At 70.2% G+C, this 18,816-nt stretch carries 16 protein-coding genes, 1 tRNA gene and 2 pseudogenes; 8 read left to right on the top strand and 11 right to left on the bottom strand.

All coding sequences use genetic code 11. The features are described from left to right. The 3 genes from ACFFNX_RS17030 to ACFFNX_RS17040 all read left to right on the top strand — a co-directional run. Window positions 1-267, top strand: a 267-nt coding sequence (locus ACFFNX_RS17030) for a response regulator transcription factor (RefSeq protein ID WP_378202435.1), incomplete at its 5' end; no start/stop codon positions are given. A gap of 141 nt (window positions 268-408) precedes the next feature. After that, window positions 409-1,503, top strand: coding sequence for an alpha/beta hydrolase (locus tag ACFFNX_RS17035; RefSeq protein WP_378202438.1), 1,095 nt, complete (start codon window positions 409-411; stop codon window positions 1,501-1,503). A 1-nt stretch (window position 1,504) separates the two neighbouring features. Beyond that, window positions 1,505-3,853, top strand: coding sequence for a GMC oxidoreductase (locus ACFFNX_RS17040; RefSeq protein ID WP_378202441.1), 2,349 nt, complete (start codon window positions 1,505-1,507; stop codon window positions 3,851-3,853). Window positions 3,854-4,110: 257 nt separating this feature from the next. Here the strand turns inward: ACFFNX_RS17040 and ACFFNX_RS17045 are convergent, their stop codons facing one another. From ACFFNX_RS17045 to ACFFNX_RS17055, 3 genes are all read right to left on the bottom strand, one after another. Then, the gene (locus ACFFNX_RS17045; protein ID WP_378202444.1) at window positions 4,111-4,350 is read right to left on the bottom strand and encodes a TrfB-related DNA-binding protein; all 240 of its coding nucleotides are present in this window, start codon (window positions 4,348-4,350) and stop codon (window positions 4,111-4,113) included. Window positions 4,351-4,415: 65 nt separating this feature from the next. Further along, a complete protein-coding gene (locus ACFFNX_RS17050) occupies window positions 4,416-5,810 on the bottom strand; it encodes an FAD-binding oxidoreductase (protein ID WP_378202475.1) in 1,395 nt (464 codons plus the stop codon). Window positions 5,811-6,101: 291 nt separating this feature from the next. Then, on the bottom strand, window positions 6,102-7,145 hold the full coding sequence (locus ACFFNX_RS17055) for a hypothetical protein (protein WP_378202447.1): 1,044 nt from the start codon (window positions 7,143-7,145) through the stop codon (window positions 6,102-6,104). A gap of 43 nt (window positions 7,146-7,188) precedes the next feature. Between ACFFNX_RS17055 and ACFFNX_RS17060 the strand changes: the two are divergent. The 3 genes and pseudogenes from ACFFNX_RS17060 to ACFFNX_RS17070 all read left to right on the top strand — a co-directional run bounded on the left by ACFFNX_RS17060 (window position 7,189) and on the right by ACFFNX_RS17070 (window position 8,449). Next, window positions 7,189-7,689, top strand: a pseudogene (locus ACFFNX_RS17060) (hypothetical protein). Next, on the top strand, window positions 7,680-8,258 hold the full coding sequence (locus tag ACFFNX_RS17065; RefSeq protein ID WP_378202450.1) for a hypothetical protein: 579 nt from the start codon (window positions 7,680-7,682) through the stop codon (window positions 8,256-8,258). The pseudogene ACFFNX_RS17060 and the gene ACFFNX_RS17065 overlap by 10 nt, the downstream one beginning before the upstream one ends. Continuing rightward, window positions 8,198-8,449 carry a molybdopterin-dependent oxidoreductase gene (locus tag ACFFNX_RS17070; protein WP_378202478.1) on the top strand — a complete coding sequence of 84 codons (252 nt, stop codon included), beginning with the start codon at window positions 8,198-8,200 and terminating at the stop codon, window positions 8,447-8,449. The genes ACFFNX_RS17065 and ACFFNX_RS17070 overlap by 61 nt, the downstream gene beginning before the upstream one ends. 605 nt (window positions 8,450-9,054) lie before the next feature. Here ACFFNX_RS17070 and sigE read toward each other — a convergent pair. Beyond that, a complete protein-coding gene (gene sigE / locus ACFFNX_RS17075; protein ID WP_378202454.1) occupies window positions 9,055-9,660 on the bottom strand; it encodes an RNA polymerase sigma factor SigE in 606 nt (201 codons plus the stop codon). A 603-nt stretch (window positions 9,661-10,263) separates the two neighbouring features. Next, window positions 10,264-10,336 (bottom strand) — tRNA-Asn (locus ACFFNX_RS17080). Between the two features lie 133 nt (window positions 10,337-10,469). Here ACFFNX_RS17080 and ACFFNX_RS17085 point away from each other — a divergent pair. Next, window positions 10,470-10,730 carry a YtxH domain-containing protein gene (locus ACFFNX_RS17085; RefSeq protein ID WP_378202456.1) on the top strand — a complete coding sequence of 87 codons (261 nt, stop codon included), beginning with the start codon at window positions 10,470-10,472 and terminating at the stop codon, window positions 10,728-10,730. Window positions 10,731-11,149: 419 nt separating this feature from the next. Then, window positions 11,150-12,065: pseudogene (locus ACFFNX_RS17090) on the top strand (helix-turn-helix domain-containing protein). A 202-nt stretch (window positions 12,066-12,267) separates the two neighbouring features. Here the strand turns inward: ACFFNX_RS17090 and ACFFNX_RS17095 are convergent. From ACFFNX_RS17095 to dnaG, 6 genes are all read right to left on the bottom strand, one after another. Then, a complete protein-coding gene (locus ACFFNX_RS17095; protein ID WP_378202459.1) occupies window positions 12,268-12,735 on the bottom strand; it encodes a hypothetical protein in 468 nt (155 codons plus the stop codon). 95 nt (window positions 12,736-12,830) lie between these two features. Beyond that, window positions 12,831-14,120: an MGH1-like glycoside hydrolase domain-containing protein gene (locus tag ACFFNX_RS17100; RefSeq protein WP_378202462.1), complete on the bottom strand. Its 1,290-nt coding sequence runs from the start codon at window positions 14,118-14,120 to the stop codon at window positions 12,831-12,833. A 400-nt stretch (window positions 14,121-14,520) separates the two neighbouring features. Continuing rightward, the gene (gene efeB / locus ACFFNX_RS17105) at window positions 14,521-15,741 is read right to left on the bottom strand and encodes an iron uptake transporter deferrochelatase/peroxidase subunit (protein ID WP_378202465.1); all 1,221 of its coding nucleotides are present in this window, start codon (window positions 15,739-15,741) and stop codon (window positions 14,521-14,523) included. Next, entirely contained in the window at window positions 15,738-16,859 is a 1,122-nt protein-coding gene (gene efeO, locus ACFFNX_RS17110) for an iron uptake system protein EfeO (RefSeq protein WP_378202469.1), read from the bottom strand. The genes efeB and efeO overlap by 4 nt, the downstream gene beginning before the upstream one ends. 221 nt (window positions 16,860-17,080) lie before the next feature. Beyond that, window positions 17,081-18,190 (bottom strand): RNA polymerase sigma factor RpoD, encoded by a 1,110-nt coding sequence (gene rpoD / locus ACFFNX_RS17115; protein WP_378202472.1) that lies wholly within the window; start codon window positions 18,188-18,190, stop codon window positions 17,081-17,083. Window positions 18,191-18,294: 104 nt separating this feature from the next. Then, window positions 18,295-18,816, bottom strand: a 522-nt coding sequence (dnaG, locus tag ACFFNX_RS17120; protein WP_512699850.1) for a DNA primase, incomplete at its 5' end; no start/stop codon positions are given.

Here is an 18,816-nt window from a genome sequence, read left to right on the forward strand (position 1 = left end):
GCGCTCCAGGGTCAGGCTGTCCGGGAGCTGCGGCGGCAGGGCGTACGGGTGCCCGGCGCCACCGGCCGCGGCGCCCACGGGCTGTCCCGGCGCGAGTACGAGGTCGCCGCGCTCGTCGCCGAGGGCCACACCAACCAGCAGATCGCCGAAAAGCTCTTCATCAGCGTCCGCACCGTCGAGACCCACCTGTCCCGGATCTTCACCAAACTCTCCGTCACATCGAGGGTCGGCGTGGTCAACGCGCTCGCCCGGCTCACCGAGGACTGAGCGCCCGTACGCACCGCGCCACGCGCCCTCGTCGGCGGCCGGGGGCGCAGGTGAGGGCGGAAGTCAGGGTTTTCCACGACACGCGCGATCGATCGCGCTCGGCATGATGATGACCGTCCGCCCACGGGAGGGACCAAGACCATGGAGAAGCGCATCGCCCGGTTCACGCTGGAGGGCGTGCCGGACGCTCGGATCACGATGCATCCGTTCACGACCGAGGACGGCCTCGGTCTCCACCTCACGCGGTTCCACCGCGCCGACTGCGATGACGTCGTCCTGCTTCTCCACGGCCTGACGGCCTCCAGCGACATGTTCATCATGCCCGAGCACCGCAACTTCACCACGTTCCTCCTCGACGAGGGCTTCGGCGACGTCTGGGCACTCGACTTCCGCATGAGCAGCCGCTTCCCGTACGACGCCGAGACGCACCGCTACACCTTCGACGACATCGCCGACTGGGACTTCCCGGCCGCGCTCGCCGAACTGCGGTCCCACATCGGCGACCGCCGGGTGCACGTCGTCGCGCACTGCACCGGCGGGATCGCCTTCTCCATGAGCCTGTTCGGCGGGGCGGTCGAGGGCATCACCAGCTTCACGAGCAACAGCGTCTCGCTGACGCCGCTGCCGCCGGCCTGGTCGCGGGTGAAGCTCGCGATCGCCCCGGCGGCGCAGGAGTACCTCCTGGGCCTGCCGTTCCTCGACCCGCGCTTCGGCCACGCGCCGACGCTCACCCGCGCGTGGATGCTCTCCCGGCTGGTGTCGCTGTTCCACCGCGAGTGCGACGTGAGCGCGTGCCACATGGCGAGCTTCATGTGGGGCAGCGGCCACCCGGCCCTGTACGAGCACGAGAACCTGCTGCCGGTCACCCACGAGCGGATGGCCGACCTGCTGGCCGCCACCGGCGCGCACTACTACCGGCACATCCGGAAGATGGCGCGGGCGGGGCACGCGGTCAAGTTCGACCCGTCCGACCCCCGGCACGCCGACCTGCCCGACGACTACCTCGCGAACGCCGCCGAGGTCACGACGCCGATCCTGTTCCTCGCCGGCGACCACAACCACGTGTTCCCCGACTCCAACGCGCACTGCTACGGGCTGCTGGAGAAGATCACACCGGGTCTGCACGAGTTCGCGACCCTGCCGGGCTACGGGCACATCGATCCGTTCATCGGGAAGAACTCGCACGTCGACGTGTTTCCCAAGATCGTGGACTTTCTCAAGCGGAAGGCCGCCTGACGTGGCGGCGGCGGAACACGTCGACGCGGTCGTCGTCGGGTCGGGCTTCGGAGGCTCCGTCGCGGCCTACCGGCTGGCCGAGGCCGGCAGGTCCGTGGTGGTGCTGGAGCGGGGCCGCGCGTACCCGCCCGGCAGCTTCGCCCGTACGCCGGCCGAGATGAGCCGTGCCTTCTGGGACCCGGGCGCGCGGCTCTACGGGCTGTTCGACGTGTGGGGCTTCCGCGGGTTCGACTCGGTCGTCTCCAGCGGGCTCGGCGGCGGTTCGCTGATCTACGCGAACGTCCTGCTGCGCAAGGACGAGCGCTGGTTCGTCCACGAGGAGGCGCTGCCCGGCGGCGGGTACGAACGCTGGCCGGTGAGCCGCGCCGACCTCGACCCGCACTACGACGCGGTCGAGGCCATGCTCGGTGCCACGCGATACCCGCTCGACCATCCCGCGTTCGCCGCCACGCCCAAGACGCACGCGATGCAGGACGCCGCGGCCGAGCTCGGGCTCGACTGGCAGCTCGCGCCGCTGGCGGTCAGCTTCGCGCCCGAGCCGAAGGCCGAGCCGGGCCTGGGCCTGCCGCTGGCGGACCGGCCGTACGGCAACCTGCACGGCGCGCAGCGCAAGACCTGCCGGTTGTGCGGCGAGTGCAACATCGGCTGCAACGACGGGTCCAAGAACAGCCTCGACCACACCTACCTGTCCGCCGCCAGGCACCACGGCGCCGACCTGCGCACGCTGCACGAGGTGCGGGCGATCCGGCCGCGCCCGGAGGGCGGCTACGAGGTCGACTACGTCGTGCACGACCCGGACGAGAAGGCCCGCAGGCTGCCGCTGACCACGATCTCCTGCGACCGCCTGGTGCTGGCCGCCGGCACCTACGGCACCTCCTACCTCCTGCTGCGCGACCGGGAGCGGTTCCCGGGGCTGAGCCCGGCGCTGGGCACCCGGTTCTCCGGCAACGGCGACCTGCTCACGTTCCTGCTCCGGGCCAAGGACCGCGCCCGCGTCCGCCCGCTCGACGCGAGCCACGGCCCGGTCATCACCAGCACGATCCGGCTGCCCGACGAGGTCGACGGCGCCTCCGGCCGCGGCGCCTACATCCAGGACGGCGGCTACCCGTCCTTCGTCGACTGGATGGTCGAGGAGGCCGAGGTCACGCACGAGGTCGCCCGCATCGTCCGGGTGCTGTTCGAGCGGTTCCGCGCCTTCATCTCGCACGCGCCGCAGAGCCGCACCTCCAAGGAGCTGTCGGAGCTGATCGGCGACGGGGCGCTGTCGGTCAGCTCGCTGCCGCTGCTCGGCATGGGCCGCGACGTGCCCGACGGCCTGCTCCAGCTGCGGGGCGGCAACCTCGACGTCCAGTGGAACACCGAGACCAGCGAGGCGTACTTCGACCGGGTCCGGGCCACGATGCGGCGCATCGCCCACGTGCTGGGCGCGCGCTACGCCGACAACCCGGTCTGGTTCCGCAAGCGGATCGTGACCGTGCACCCGCTGGGCGGCGCGCCGATGGGACGGCACGCCGACGAGGGGGTCTGCGACCCGTGGGGCGAGGTGTACGGCCATCCGGGGCTTTACATCGCCGACGGGGCGGCGGTGCCGGGCTCGGTGGGCGCCAACCCGTCACTGACCATCGCGGCGCTGGCGGACCGCATGTCCACCCGCCTGCTCGAGACGACCGGCCACGCTCGCGTGCACCCGGTTGGAAGGTCGATGAACGGCGGTGCGCGCGAGCCGGAGAAGCCTGGGGGTTCCCCGGATCGCACGTCACTGTCGTTCACCGAACAGATGAAGGGGTTCTACACCGACGGGGAGAACGCTCCCGGAGCCGGAGAGGCAGCCGGGCGGGAGGCCGGGCGCGCGCTCGGTTTCCGGCTGACGATCACGGTCGACGACGTGGAGCGTTTCTTGAAGGAGCCCGAGCACACCGCTCAGGCCGAGGGATGGATTGACGCCGCTGGCTGCGGGGGCCGGCGTCAAGTCGAGCGGGGCTGGTTCAACCTGTTCTCGCCGGGAGATGCGCCGGATCGCCGCCTGATGCGATACCGCCTGCACTTCACCGACGACAAGAACCGGCCCCGCACCCTTTCGGGCTGGAAGGACATCCGCCACCATCCGGCGAGCCGCGTCTGGCCCGACACGACCACCCTCTACTTCCGCCTGCTGGACGGCCACGTCCCGGACGGCGGAGACGACAACGCCGCCATCGTGGGCGCGGGCATCCTGCATCTGAGCGTGGAGGACTTCGCCCGCCAGCTGACGACGTTCCGCACCACCGGCCCGCACGGGCCGGGCGCCCTCGAACGCTTCGCGGGTTTCTTCCTCGGGGAGCTCTGGGCCCTCTACCGCCCGAGCCTTTAGGCCACGGCGCGTGGGCGGCCGCCCACGTAGTGGCAGCCCAGATCGAGGGGGACGCGGGACCGCGCCATGCGCCGGATCACCCGATGCGCCGTCGCCGGGCCGGTAATCATTCGGCGAACACCGGGCGGGACCCGGCCCCGGTCCATCCGCTCGGACAGCGGCGGCCGTTCACGTGGCCGCAGATCTTCACGGACGTGCGGTTCGGCGTTGATCCGCAGCTCACGTCGGCCGGCGTCGTCGAGTGAACCCCTTGCGTCTCAGGCGTGGGAGTTCTTTCGGCCGACGCTCATCATCTTCTGGATCGCTTGGCGCGTCACGCCCAGCTCGCGGGCGAGGTCCGCCTGGTTGAACCCCTCCCCCAGCAGTTGCTCCATGATCCGGCGGCGCTCGCGGGCCAGGTCCTGCGCGATCCGCGCGTGTTCGATCGCCTGAGCCCGGACCTCTTTCAACCGGGCGATCAGTTCGGCCTGCTCCGATGTCTCGATCGGTTTGCTCATGCACGTCAGTATGACAACCCCGGGTTGTCAATGTCAACCGGGGGTTGTCGTTCAGCCGATCCCGGTCAGCCCGCGGAGCCGTCGACGGCGAAGACCTTGCCGGGGTTGAAGATGCCCGCCGGGTCGAGGGCCTGTTTGATCGCGCGGTGCATGTCGAGGACCACGGGGCCGGCCTCCACTTCCAGGCCGCGGCGCTTCAGCAGGCCGACGCCGTGCTCGCCGGTGACCGTGCCGCCCAGGCCGATCGCCTCGTCGATGATCTGCTCGAACGCCGCCTGGGCGCGGACACGCGCTGCCTCGTCGTCCACAGGGGTGATCATCAGGGGATGCAGGTTGCCGTCGCCGGCGTGGGCGATGTTGGCGATGTGGATGTCGTGTTCGCCCGCGATGCGTTCGATGCGCGCCAGCATGTCCGGGACGAGCATCTTCGGGACGCAGATGTCCTCCGAGAGCACCGGGCCGAGGCGTTCGAGCGCCGGGTACGCGAGGCGGCGCGCGGTGAACAGCGCCTCGGCCTCCTCCGCGTCCGTCGATCGGGTGCTCCACGTCGCGCCCACCGACTCGAAGCAGGCCAGCATCGCGTCGGCCTCCTCCTCACCGGCCTGGCCCGGAGCGTCGCAGCGGCCGAGCAGGAGCACGTCCCCGCCGTCCGCGAGCCCCATGTTGCGCCACTCGTCCACCGCACGCAGGCAGTGCCGGTCGATCAGTTCGAGCGCGCTCGGCACGATGCCCGCCGACGCCACCGCGGCCACGGCCTCGCCGGCGGTGACCACCGAGTCGAAGTACCCGACGACCGTACGCTCGGCCGCCCGCACGCCCCGCAGCCGTACGGTGATCTCCGTGATGATCCCGAGCGTGCCCTCGGAGCCGACCAGCAGCCCGGCCAGGTCGTACCCGGCCACGCCCTTCGCCGTCCGCCGCCCGAGCCGTACGACGTCGCCGCGCCCGACGACCGCCTCCAGGCCCAGCACGTAGTCGCGCGTCACGCCGTACTTCACGCAGCACAGCCCGCCCGCGTTCGTCGCGACGTTGCCGCCGATCGTCGACCACGGCGCGCTCGCCGGGTCCGGCGGGTACCAAAGGCCGTGCTCGGCGCACGCACTCCGCAGGTCGTCGTTCACGACACCGGGCTGGACGACGGCGAGCCGCTCGTTCGCGTCGATCCTCAGCACGGCGTTCATCGCCTCGAAGGAGATGACCACGCATCCGTCGAGAGCGTTGGCCCCGCCCGAGAGCCCGGTGCCCGCACCCCGGGCGACGACCGGAACCCCGCGTACGGCGCAGCGGGCCACCACCTCGCGGACGTCGGCCGTCTCACGCGGCCGCACCAGCGCCGCCGGGCGCCCGTACGGCGCCCACTCCGCCTCATCGTGCGCGTACGACGCCAGCACCTCGGCGTCCCGGATCACCCGCCCGGCGGGCAGCGCACGCTCGAGTTCGGCCACCACTTCTTCGGACATCACCGCCATAAGGGGCACCTTAGAGCAACCGGCAAATGAGGGGCGCCGGTTGTGGTAATAGACCACAGGGCACGGAATCCGTTAATCATGGTTTGTGACCATCCGTGATCTTCGGGTTGTTCCGTGACGCTCGCGGAGCGTGTTCAGCCGCCCGTACGACGCGCACGACGCCGGGGTCGCTCTTCGGCAGCGCGACCGGAGCGGACCGTCGCCGGTTCCGACGCCCAGGCGCCCCGAGTCGCCTCCGCGACCTCCGCGGGTACGACCGGGCTCTCCTTGTCGCCGTGGCCGTCAGTGCAAGACGACCTCACCCAGGGCTTCGCGGGCCATTTGTTCGGCCGCTGCGACCGCCGTGTCCTTGGCGTCTTTGCCCGCGGGTGGCATGTAGACGATCCAGGCGACGACGTTGCCCTTGCGCGCGGTGATCTGTATCTGCCTCGCCCGGACGGTGCCGGAGACGGTCAGCAGAGCCCTGTCCCCAAGGCCGTGCAGGGACACGTTCGTATCCGCGGTGGTCTGGGGCGTTTGCTCGCGATACCACCTTTTGGCGTGCTCGATTCCACCGTCCTGTCCGAGGGCGTAGCGGAACAGCGTGTAATGGAGCGAGAGCGAGGAACCGCCCCAGTTGCAATCGTTCTCCTGAATGAATCCCGTGGTGCTGGCAGGAGAGGGATGTGCGGCGAGCTTGGGGAACAATTGCCGGGCATGGGCCGCGAACGTCTTGCAGGCGTCCGGGAGGCTGTCGGCCTCCCTTCTTCCCGGCCATCGGTCGTGGTGCCAGATCGGATCCATTTTGACGAACAACAGGGCGAATATTGCGAGCAGCGCGATCCTGATGAGGACACGCCGCATCGACCGCCGGCCGCGAGCAACCGATACATCGGCTCGGCGGGACAGTTCCACGACCGCGGCGTGGAACGCCGGTGCGGACCCGAACCGGAAGCGGATCGGTGCCCCTAGCGTCACCGGCGCGCCCTCGGCCCGTACTGCCACGATGGATTCCGTCAACAGCCCGGCGCGTGTCCTGAATTCGCCGATCTCATCCCAGGACAGCGAGGTCTTCCGAAACGGGTCATCCCGGCTGAGCAGGCCATTTTGCCGAAGCTCGGCGCGACCGCTCAGAATCCCCACCGTCGTCCCCGCCAGGTACATCGCGGTGGCCGCGATACACAAACCGGGCATTATGGCACCGATGAGGAGCGCCAGGCCGGCCGCGAGGAGCAGTAGTCCCGCGAACACCGCCACCACCCAGGCGAGCCGGCGGAGACCTGTCGGTGGGCGCAGCACGACGCTTTCCGAAGCTCCGGAAATAAGGCCACTCGGCTTATCTGCCACGATGAGGATCGTAGTGGCATGGCCCGCGAGCCATCCCCGCAAAGTGGTCAACGCGCCGCGGTGCGGCCGTGGAGGCGTTCCGCCGATGTTCGACCCTGCGCACCCGCGGGGTTGCCACCGGCGGCGAATTCCGGACCGGAGTGGTGTTCGAGCACGTTATCGACGCGTTGGTGCACGGGTCGGGATATGAGCGGATCGCCACGCGGACCTGACCGCCACAAGGGCGGTCTGAAACGCTCAGTGTGCTTCGAAGGCCATGAGATCCCTGTCGCAGTGGTGTCAGCGGGCGCGAACCGGCACGACTCATCCTTGCTCGCCCCGACCCGGCAAGCGGATGAACGGCTACGGCAGGCTCCGCCGGATGACCGGCAAGAACGGCCAGATCGTCGACTTCTGCCTCTACCTCGCCGCGACGTTCGTCACCGTACGTCAGCTCATCCAACGAGCACACACCCGCTACCGCGTCCGTGGACCACAAGATCGGGAGTTTCCCTACTGCTCAGGTCGACAAAACAGACATGGCGGGATCGCGGCATGGACCTGAGGAATGAGGCCGCCTACGACCGGCTGCGCGCGGCGCAGTGGCGGGCGCGGAACGCGATGTCCCGCAGAGCCCCGTTCCGCATGTCGGCCACCGTGGGACTCGGGGTGGCGGTCGGCGGCATGGCGCCGCGTCCGGCGGCGGCCACGGCGACCGGCCCGATCGTCAAACCGCTCCCGCCCGAGTTGTTCGTCGTCCACGGCAGCAACGCCGAGATGCGCTGGGAGGCGATGCGCGGCCGCGGCTACCACACGCCGATCGACCGGTTCTTCGTCCGCGACCACACCGGCACGCCGCTGATCGACGTACGGAGCCGGCGGCTGCGGCTCTTCTGCGACGGGCTGCACGGCTCCCCCACGCTCGACCGCGCCGTCGAGTTCTCCTACGAGGACCTGCTCGGCCTGCCGGCCAGGGAGCTCAGCGCGTTCATCGAGTGCACCGGCAACGGCCGCGCTTCCACACCACCCAGCAGAACCAGCAGGTCAGCGGCACCGCGTGGAAGCTCGGCGCCATCGGCGTCGCACGCTGGCGCGGCGTGCCGCTGTCGGCCGTGCTCGAACGCGCCGGCCTGACGAAGCGCGCCGTCGACGTCATGCCGCGCGGCCTGGATCCCGACCACGTCGACGCCGGCACGAACCACGGACGCGTACGCCGCCCCATCCCGATCGCCAGGGCCCTGGACGACGCGCCGCTCGCGTACGAGATGAACGGCCGGCCCCTGCCGCCCGACCACGGCTTCCCGGTACGCCTGGTGGTGCCCTAGTGGGTCGGTGACATCGAGGTGTCGGACGCCCCGCTGTTCTCTCCCTGGAACACGCAGTACTACCGCCTGTTCGGACCCGGCTATCCGCCCGGGGCAGCGCGCCGGTGACGCGTCAGGTGGTCAAGAGCGCCTTCGAGCTGCCGTGGGACGCGACGCTGAGCGCGGGCCGTACGACCGTGTTGCACGGCCGGTCGTGGTCCGGTCACGGGGCGGTCCGGCACGTCGAGGTGGGCACCGACGGCGGGACGAGCCGGCGGCGAGCCCGTACGCACGGGCGGGGCGGGCCCGGCGGGTGGCTCCGCTGGGAGTTCCCGTGGCACCGGCCCGCACACACTGCTCGCGAGGGCGACGGACGTGACCGGGACGACCCAGCCGGACGCCGCCCGGTACAACACGCTGGGCTATCTCTTCGACGCGGTCGTGAGGCACCCGGTCACGGTGGCCTGAACCGCGATGATCGCGCCGGGCCCCGTACGGTCGAGGGCCGGGCAGGCACTCGACGGCGGGATCCGGGGCGTGGGCTCACGCTCCCGGGACACGTCGTCTCCGCGCCGGACCGATCCCGCTGTCGCCGGTCCGGTCGGGCGCGTGTGGCGGCGCCGGCGTCAGGGCGTCGTGAAGGCCGGGTTGGTACGCAGCCGGCCGACGCGACGAGGCTTGCGCCGGGGAGTCTTGCCGCGGACCTCCGGGGCCCGGTGCTCGAGCGCGGCGCGGAGCTGTGCCCGGCCACGGTGGATACGACTGCGCACGGTGCCCATCTTGACGCCGAGCGTCGCCGCGATCTCCTCGTACGAGAGGCCCTCGATGTCGCACAGGACCACCGCGGCGCGGTACTCCGGGGCGAGGGCGTCGAGCGCCGTCTGGATGTCGCCGTCGAGATGCTGGTCGTCGTACGCCTGCGCCGGGCTGGGCTCGCGGCCGCGCAGCCGCTCGGCCGCGTCGTCGGCGAGCCCTTCGAAGCGGATGCGCTGCTTGCGACGGACCTGGTCAAGGAACAGGTTGGTCGTGATGCGGTGCAGCCAGCCCTCGAACGTGCCGGGAGTGTAGTTCGACAGAGAACGGAACACCCGGACGAAGACCTCCTGCGTGAGATCCTCGGCGTCGTGCTGGTTTCCGGTCAGCCGGTACGCCAGGCGGTAGACGCGCGCGGAGTGCTCACGCACGATCCCGTCCCAGCTGGGCGGCGTCCATGCCGCCGAGTCAACCTTCACCTGTCACCCCCGAGAGTGGTGTGTACTTCAGAGTCTTGCGGGTGGGAGGTAAGAGCGATGTAAGGCCGCCGATTCCTTCTCCCGATCCCAAGCATGGCAGCGCGCACCTCCTCTAACGTCGCCCGTCAGGCGGGTCTTGGGCGGGACCTCGTCCACCGAGGGGCGGAGAGGGGACACGTGCCGCTTCATCCTCTGGAAGTAGAGGCCTGCACATCCCCACCACCCCTTGATACGGCCGGAGCCCGCGAAAGGTTCACCGACTCGTGATCAAACTTTGACAGAAGAGAACCCCAAGCCCCACACAACCAAAACAACAAGCCCCCCCGTACCCCCCAAGCACCCCCCCACACCAGAAACCTCCACAAACCCCCAGCACCCGCCCCCAGCCAGAAGCAGCCACCGCGTCAAAGGACAAGGCACCCCGCTCCAGAATTTGGAGCCCCAGGACAAACACCACAAAAGCCAGACCACGAACGGCCGACGGGAAGAGGGCGTGGGGCAGAGCCCCACATCGGGGGTTCCAGGGGGTCGCCCCCCTGGACAAACACAGCGGGCCCAAGCGAAGCCGCTCCAAGGGACGGCGAGCATCACAGCCCGCCTCGGCTCCCCCGACTGGACTCGAACCAGTAACCTGCCGGTTAACAGCCGGCTGCTCTGCCAATTGAGCTACGGAGGATCGCGCGACAGCCGCTTCGTGCGGTCGTCCCGACGGCTTCCAAGGTTAGCGTATTCCAGGGGTGCTCGTTTCCTCCCCGACTGTCAGAGCGGGCGGGGGGTATGTCTTAACTCGACCGGCAGAGGAGATGGCCATGAAGTATCGCTTTGGGTTCCTCACGGGAGCAGCCGTCGGATACGTGCTGGGCACACACGCGGGGCGGGAGCGCTACGAGCAGATCAAGCGGCTCTCCCGACGTGTCGCGGAGAACCCCACTGTTCAGGAGGCCGCCGGCATCCTGCGCGCCCGGGCCGGCGAGTTGGCCGACACGGCCCGACAGAAGGTGGGCGACAAGGTGGGCGACCGGGTTCCCGGCATCCACCGGGACCGCCAGGACACCGCCGACATCAGCTGACCCCGAAGCCACCCAGCCGGCGGACCCCGCCCGATCGCTCCCGATCCGGCAGGCTCGGAAAGGCCCCGGTACGGGGTCCCCGGCCCACCCTCCACCGAACCTGCCCGCCGGCCACGGCGCGGATCAAGCGAACCCGCGGCTTCCCCCGGCCCGGCAGGCACGGCAGAGACACCACGACCGACCCACCACCCAGCGACCCCACTAGACAGAGACACCGGTCTCCACCCCAGCAGACCTCGCCCCCACACCGACCCGGCGGGCACGGCAGAGACGCCACGAACGACCCGCCACCCGGCGTCCGCCAGTGCGGTGACCACATGCGTTCACCGGGTCTGGTGACACGCCGGTCGGCATCCGTAGTTGCGGAGTTTGTCGGGTCTCGATAGCGACCGGATCGCTGTTGTGAGTGAGGTCCTCGGGTGGCAGTACCGGTCCGGGCACGGCGGTTGACCGACCAGGAGGGTCAGCGGCTGCAGCAGATCGTGCGGCGGGGAAAGCCATGAGTCGATTCGGGTTCGTCGGGCGGTGATCGTCATGGCGTCTGCGTCCGGGGACGCCGATACGGGCGATCGCCCGACCGGTCGCCGCGGATGAAGACACTGTCCGGGACGTGATCCACGCGTTCAATGAACAGGGACTGGCCTGCGGGGACCCTAAGTGGGCGGTGGCCGTCCCCGCCTGATCAGCACTGATGACGTGGAGCTCATCATCGAGACGGCCACCACGGGCCCGGCGAAGCCGGGGCGTCCGTTCACGCACTGGAGCATCCGCAAGCTCGCCGACTACCCGGCCCCCCAATCGGTATCGGCCGGGAACGACTTCGGCAGATCCCGCACTCACGCGGGATCTCCTTCCAACGCACCCGCACCTGGAAGGAATCGCGTGACCCGGGCAAGGACGCCAAGCGGGACCGGGTCGAGTACGTCACCAGCCACTTTCCCGACCGCTGCTTCACTTTCGACCAGTTCGGCCCGCTAGCGATCCGCCCATGCCACGGCTCGGCATGGGCGAAGCGGTCCCGACCGGACCGGCTGCCGGCCATCTACCGCCGCACCCACCGCATCCGCTACCTCCACGGCGAGTACGGGGCGTGATCCGCGCCCGTAAAGGCGGTGACCACTCCCTCGACAGTTCGGGCCCTTGCGGACCTTCGCGATGGCCGACTCCAACCATCCCAGCCACACCGCCTTGGCCCACCGCCTGCACGCCTACCAACGGCGGCATAACGCCAACACCCGCCACCCCGACGACCCCGCCGCCCAACGCCGCGAACGCCCCCGCATCCGTAGCCAACGACAACAACGCCGGGGCCGACCGCGACCAAAGGCCGCATGACCAAACCCGGCGAACGTGTGTGGTCACCGCACTAGGCGTGGTGCGGGGCCAAGGCAGGGCCGGTGACCGGCGGTGCGCTCGGCCGTGCGTCTCCGGTTAGCCACTCAGGTACCGCTACGGCCACCACACCCCGCTGGGCCCACGAAGATCGCCCGAGGTATCCAGGGACCCCGGCGGCGTGTCGGTCGGCGATCAGTGAGGCTCACAGGCCCGTCTGGCGGCGGATCTCCTCCATTGCCTGTTCGGCCTGGGCGAGCAGGCCCGGGTCGGAAGGGTCCAGGCCCGGGTCGAAGACCAGCGTCCAGCGGGGATCGCCGCCGCCCTTTGCCGGGCGCCGGGCCGCGATTCGTACGCCGCCACCGCCGGGCAGCTTCACGTGGGTGCTCACCACGACCGTCGCGGTGACCCGTTCGCGTACCGTCTCCGGGACCGAGCCCGGCTCGGACAGGTGGACGGAGTGCCGCCCGCCGCCGACCTCGCGTACGGCCAGGACGCCGTCCCTCCACGCGGCCTGCTCGACGCGTTCCCACGGCAGGCGGGTGAATCCGGCGCCGTCCTGAAAGTGCAGCGCGGCGTCGGTCGCGACCGTCTCACCGCTGACCGCCAGGACCCGTTCTCCCCTGCCGAGGGTCAGGCCTTCGGGCAGACTCCGCCGCCGTGTCAGTCGCATGCGCTCACGCTACCGCCCCATGCCCGCGCCATGCCCGTCCCATTACCGGCGCCGGGCACGCTCCACGTCACCCGGCGGCCGGAGACGGCGCCGTCTCACGGGCACCGCCGCGAGCCGAGCAGGTCCAGGACGAGCGCGGCGGACCAGCTGAAGTCGTGGCTGCCACGGCCGGTGCCGTCGAACGGGTCGAAGCACTCGCGGAACCCCGACTGGCGTACCAGGCGCAGGGTCGAGCCCAGCAGCAGGTCCGCGACCGCGTCCAGGTGGTGGGTGAGCGCGCCGAGCCACACGAGCCAGTTCGTGTTCACCCAGGTCGGGCCGCGCCAGTACGATCCGCGGTCGAACACCGCCGACTGGACGTCGCAGGTCGGCACCGGATATCCCGTCGCGCCGGCGAACCGCGCGGACAGCAGCAGCTCGGCCAGGCTCCGTACGATCGCCGCCGGCAGTTCGGGGTCCAGCAGCGGTACGAAACCGGCGATCGTCGCGGCGGGAATGAGCTCGTCCGTCCGGACGTCGCGGGCGCGGAAGCATCCGCCGTCCCACAGCCGGTCGAGCATCGCGCCGTGGATCCGCTGCGCCGACTCGCGGTGCGGGCCCGGGTCGGCGCCGGCGAGCTCGGCGACCTCGGCCAGAGCGTGGGTCGAGGCGAGGAGCACCGCGTTGAACAGCGGGTCCTCCACGACGAACGGATGGTCGTCGCGCAGGTACTCCGCCCGGTACCCGGCGTCGCGCATCGACCGTACGAGCGACACGTTCCGGTCGGCGACGGCCCCGTCGGCGCTCTGCTCCCGCGTGAACGGCGACCGGGGCGGCTCGACGGCCTGCAGCGGCCGGTCCCAGGCCGGGCTGTTCTCCAGCCCGGACTCCCACGGGTGACAGAGGCTGACCAGCCCGAACCCGGCGACGTCGCGCTCGCGTTCGAGGTAGGCGTGCTGGGCGGCGAGCCGCGGGTACAGCCGGGTCAGGAACGCCCGGTGCTCGTCCGCGCCGGAGCCCTGCGCCAGCCGCAGCGCGGCGAGCGCCTGCAACGGCGGCTGGGCCAGCCCGGAGGTCTCGACGCCGCGCGGGGCGTCCGGCTGGGCGTGGCTGCGCCAGAACTCCGGCCCCGGGAAGAAGGCGTTGCCCGCCACACCGGAGCTGAACACGATGTGCGGAACGAGGCCGGTCGCCCACTGCCCGCGAAACACCGACAGCAGCTCGATCCGGGCCCGCTCGGGCCGATGCCGGCCCAGCCCCAGGCTGACGAAGGCCGAGTCCCAGCTCCACTGGTGCGGGTACAGCCCCGGTGCGGGAAGGGTGGCCGTGCCGGTCCAGTTCGCGTCGAGCACGCGTGCGGCGGCCTCCCATACGGCCGTCTCGTCGCCCATGAGCCGCAGCCCCATTATCACAGCGTACGGAACGTCCGCACCGTCGGCGATGCCCGATCCGCCCAAAGTCCCGGAAAGAGGCAGGAAGGGCCCGCACGTCGCCTTTTACCGGCGGCGCGGTCCCCCGCCGGATCCGGCGGGGGACCGCGCTGACCGGCCTGGAGGCGCCGATCAGCCCCTCGGCGTCAAGATCCAGATGAGCGATCACGTCGGCGTGCTCGCGGACCGCCCGGCGGAGGCCCCGCTCCGCCCGTCCTTCGCCGACCAGCCGCAGCGTCCGGCGCAGTTCTCGCTCCGGAACAGCGGCGTCCGGATGTCCAGGTCCAGCGCCAGGGACGCCGCACCTCGCCGATCAGCCGGTCCGGACCCCGGCGAGAGCGCCCCGAACACGGTTCGCGCGACGGATCAGATCGGCTCAGGCGAAGAGTGTCTCTCCCCAGTAGCCGCCCTTGCGCGGACCCGGTGGGCAGGCGAAGACGCCGGAGCCGACGTGCTGGACGTACTCGTTCATGTGGTCGCTGTCGGCGAGCCTGTTCTGCAGCGCGACGAACTGCTTGCGCGGGTCGCGCTGGTAGGCGATGAAGAACAGGCCGGCGTCGAGGCGGCCCAGGCCGTCGCTGCCGTCGGTGAACGAGTAGCCGCGGCGCAGGATCCGTATGCCGCCGTTGCTGTCGGGGTGCGCCAGGCGTACGTGCGAGTCGGCCGGCAGCTTGGCGAGCGGCACCGGGTCGTGCTCGCGCTTGGCGCCGTACGGGTTGCCCTCGCCCTTGGTACGGCCGAAGGTGTCCTGCTGCTCCTTGAGCGACGTACGGTCCCAGGTCTCGATGTGCATGCGGATGCGGCGGACGACGACATAGGACCCGCCGGCCATCCACGGCGTGCCGTCCTTGGCCGAGGCCCAGACGTGCTCGCCGAGCGCCTTGTCGTCGCCGCCGGAGATGTTGCGGGTGCCGTCCTTGAAGCCGAACATGTTGCGCGGCGTCTGCTGGTCCGGCGTCGTGGAGGACGTCTTGCCGAAGCCGAGCTGGGACCAGCGCACCGCGACGACGCCGAACCCGATCCGGGCCAGGTTGCGGATCGCGTGCACCGCCACCTGCGGGTCGTCGGCGCAGGCCTGGACGCAGATGTCGCCGCCGCTGCGGTCGGGGTCGAGCGCGTCTCCCGGAAAGCGCGGCAGGTCGGCGAGCGCGGCCGGACGCCGCGCCTTGAGGCCGAACTGGTCCTTGCCGTCCTTCTCGAACAGCGTGGGGCCGAAGCCCACGGTGAGGGTCAGGCGCGCCGGCGGCAGGCCGAGGGCCTCCCCCGTGTCGTCGGGCGGCGACTCGGGCAGGCCGCCCGAGGCCGAGCCGTACGGGCGGCCGGCGGTGAGCGCGGCGCCGGCCGCGGTGCACTCCTTGAGCATGCGGACGAGGCGGTCGCGGTCGTCGGTGACGACGTCGAAGGCGGCGAAGTGCAGGCGGTCCTGTACGGGCGTGGCGATACCGGCCTGGTGGGCGCCGTAGAACGGCACCGGCCCGTCGTCCGAGGGCTCCTCGACGGCCTGGGCGGCGCTGACCAGGCCGGCGCCGGCCGCGGCGCCCGCGGCCAGCGTCACACCCGAGTAGGCGAACAGCCGGCGTCTGGAGACCTCGGTCACTTGGCGACCACTCCCGCGAGCTTGGACAGCGGCTCGGCCAGTGCGTTCACCTCGTCCGACAGCTCCTTTCGCTGGCTCTTGCCGACGGTGTCGTAGGAGACGTACCCGTCGCCCTTCTCGTACTTGGTCAGCAGCTTCTGCACCTTGGCGAACTCGTCGGTCAGGTCCGAGGTCAGGGCGGCGTCCCGCTCCTGCACGACCGGCTTGAGCAGCTCGAACGCCTTCTGCGCCCCGTCGACGTTGGCCTTGAAGTCGCTCAGGTCGGTGTGGGAGAAGGTGTCCTCCTCACCGGTGATCTTGCCGGTGGCGACCTCGTCGAGGAGCTCCTTGGCGCCGTTGGCCATGGAGGTGGCGGTGATCGAGGCGGTGCCGACACGCTGCTTGAGGATGCCGATCTCGTTGACGAGGTCGTCGGCGTACGGGCCCTCGCCCTTCAACGACCCGGTCTTCCAGAGCGCCTTCTCGATCTGGTGCCAGCCGGTCCACTTCTGGTTCTTCTCCAGGTCGGCCTCGCGGGTGTCGACCTTCGGGTCGATGTCGCCGAAGGACTCGGCGACCGGCTCGATGGCCTCCCAGCCGAAGCGCGAGGGGGCGAACTCGGCCTTGGCCCCCGCCATGTCGCCCTTCTTCACCGAGGCGGCGAACTTCTTGGTCTTGGCGAGGGTGTCGTCGACCTGTTCGCCGATGTAGATCCGGTATGAGGCGACGGCCGCGTCCAGGCGCGGGTCGGTCGCCTTGCCCTTGCCGGTCACGGTGAAGGTCTGGGACGGCCCCCTGCCGGTCATCCCGGCGCTGCACAGGACCTTGTAGGTGCCAGCGGAGAGCGAGACGGTGATCTCCGCGCCGGTGCCCGGGCCGATGTTCTCCCGCTCGGAGACGATCTTGCCGTCGGGCGCGAGGATCTCCAGCTCGTTGACCTGGGAGCCCTTGTTGGTGACCTTGAAGGTGGTGGCTCCGGCAGCGCCGCTCTTGGCGCCGACCTCACACGAGGAGTCGGTGGCGGTGACCGCGATGGCGCCGCTCTTGCCGCCCGCCGCATCGTCCTTCCCGCACGCCGACAACAGGGACAGCGAGGCGATGACCGCACCCGCGGCGGCGATCACGTGGGCAGGGCGCATGGGGTCTCCAGCATATGAGAAAAAGGGGTTAGGTCTGCCTAAGTTAGCCTCACCTAAGCTCAGTTCGTCAAGCCGCGCACCTGAAGGCCAGGTGCGAGCTTGCTCACCATTTCCCCTCAAACCCCGACAAACGGAAGGGACAAACGTACCGTGACCTCGCAAAGGACCCCTGATCGCCCTCCCCTCGAGGGCGGTCAGGGGCCCCACGGCCGCAGGACGCGTTACTCCAGATACTCCCGGAGCATCTGAGCGCGCGTCGGATGACGCAGCTTCGCCAATGTCTTGGACTCGATCTGCCGGATGCGTTCCCGCGTCACCCCGAACTCCCGGCCGACCTCCTCCAGCGTCCGCGGGTGACCGTCCGTCAGACCGAACCGCAGCTGGATGATCCGCTGCTCACGGTCCGACAGCGACCCGAGGATGCCGTCGAGCTGGTCCTGGAGCAGGATGAACGCCGCGGCCTCGATGGGCACCACGGCGTCCGCGTCCTCGATGAAGTCGCCGAGGTCGGAGTCCTCCTCTCCGATGGGCGACTGCAGGGACACGGGTTCCTGGGCGACGCGCTGGATCTCGATGACCCGCTCGGGGGAAAGGCCCATCTCCGTGCCGATCTCCTCGGGGGACGGTTCGCGACCGAGGTCCTGGTGGAGCTGGCGCTGCACCCGCACCAGCTTGTTGATGGTCTCCACCATGTGGACCGGAATCCGGATGGTCCGGGCCTGGTCGGCGATCGCCCGCGTGATCGCCTGGCGGATCCACCAGGTCGCATAGGTCGAGAACTTGTACCCCTTGGTGTAGTCGAATTTCTCGACGGCACGGATCAGACCGAGATTTCCCTCCTGGATCAGATCGAGGAACAGCATTCCGCGGCCGACGTAGCGCTTGGCGATGGACACCACCAGGCGCAGGTTGGCCTCGATCAGTCGTTGCTTCGCCCGTACTCCGTCGTGGGCGAGCTGTTCGAGGTCGCCACGTTCGCCGGGAACGAGGATGGCCGCGCCGGCCACCTTCTCCTCGGCGAACAGTCCCGCCTCGATCGATTTCGCGAGTTCGACTTCCTCTTCTGCCGTGAGTAGCGGCACGCGGCCGATCTCTCGCAGGTAGATACGGACCAGATCGCTCGTCGGCGCGCGACGGGAGGCATCATCCCCATCGACGCGCGCCGAGTCCTCGTGTGCGCTGCTGGACTCGAGGACTTCGACACCCTGCTCTCCCAGAATCCGGACGACCCGGTCCACCGAGTCGGCCGGAAGGTCAGAGCGGTCGAGCGCGGCGGCCACGTCGTCGACGGTGATTCCGCGCTCTCTGCCGCGTGCGACGAGGTCCGCCACCTGCTCAACCGACGGCGTCTCGCTTGGCAGCACTGAAGGGCCCACGATGACAGTGTGCGTCAAGGTGCCCGCGTAACGGGGGACCTATTTTTCGGCCACTTCCCTCACAAGGACCCGATTCCGCGCTCACGCAACTTGTGTCTCTGCTGTTCAAGGGCCATGAGATCGCCGAACAGGCGACGGTGCTCCTCGCCGTGCTCGACCGGATTCAGCCGTCCTAGTTTGGACTGCAACTTCGCGATCTCGCGCGTTACCTGCACTTCCTGCAATCTGGACAGCTGAGATTGGGCGTATCGGTCGTCCGGAAGTCCGAAATACCGCAGTGGCTCCACGGCGAGACTCGTGACCAGGGCCCTGACCTCGTCGTTCGGCGCGGCGTCCCGCAGCCGGCCGGCCCATTCCGGTCCGGTCGCGGCGGCGGTGCCCCCGAGTTCGGCGATCAGCCGGGAGACGGCCGCGTGGCCGGGGACGAGCATCGCGTCCGGGGACACGGCGTCGAAGCCGGGCCCGAGCAGCGCCGGCCGCTGCACCGCGAGCTTGAGGGTCTCCCGCTCGACCCGGACGATCGGGTCGTTCGGATCGTACGCGGGGGCGGCCGGCGGCGGCGCCGTCGCCTCCGGAGCCTC

The sequence above is a fragment of the Actinoallomurus acaciae genome (assembly GCF_042429965.1).
Taxonomy (GTDB): Bacteria; Actinomycetota; Actinomycetes; order Streptosporangiales; family Streptosporangiaceae; genus Actinoallomurus; species Actinoallomurus acaciae.

Excerpts from the sequence above, each read along its gene's own strand:
- ACFFNX_RS17045 (WP_378202444.1), bottom strand. The coding sequence starts at position 4,350 with ATGAGCAAACCGATCGAGACATCGGAGCAGGCCGAACTGATCGCCCGG.
- ACFFNX_RS17065 (WP_378202450.1), top strand. The coding sequence starts at position 7,680 with ATGGACCTGAGGAATGAGGCCGCCTACGACCGGCTGCGCGCGGCGCAG.
- ACFFNX_RS17100 (WP_378202462.1), bottom strand. The coding sequence starts at position 14,120 with ATGGGGCTGCGGCTCATGGGCGACGAGACGGCCGTATGGGAGGCCGCC.
- ACFFNX_RS17035 (WP_378202438.1), top strand. The coding sequence starts at position 409 with ATGGAGAAGCGCATCGCCCGGTTCACGCTGGAGGGCGTGCCGGACGCT.
- ACFFNX_RS17050 (WP_378202475.1), bottom strand. The coding sequence starts at position 5,810 with ATGTCCGAAGAAGTGGTGGCCGAACTCGAGCGTGCGCTGCCCGCCGGG.
- ACFFNX_RS17095 (WP_378202459.1), bottom strand. The coding sequence starts at position 12,735 with ATGCGACTGACACGGCGGCGGAGTCTGCCCGAAGGCCTGACCCTCGGC.
- efeO (WP_378202469.1), bottom strand. The coding sequence starts at position 16,859 with ATGCGCCCTGCCCACGTGATCGCCGCCGCGGGTGCGGTCATCGCCTCG.
- ACFFNX_RS17085 (WP_378202456.1), top strand. The coding sequence starts at position 10,470 with ATGAAGTATCGCTTTGGGTTCCTCACGGGAGCAGCCGTCGGATACGTG.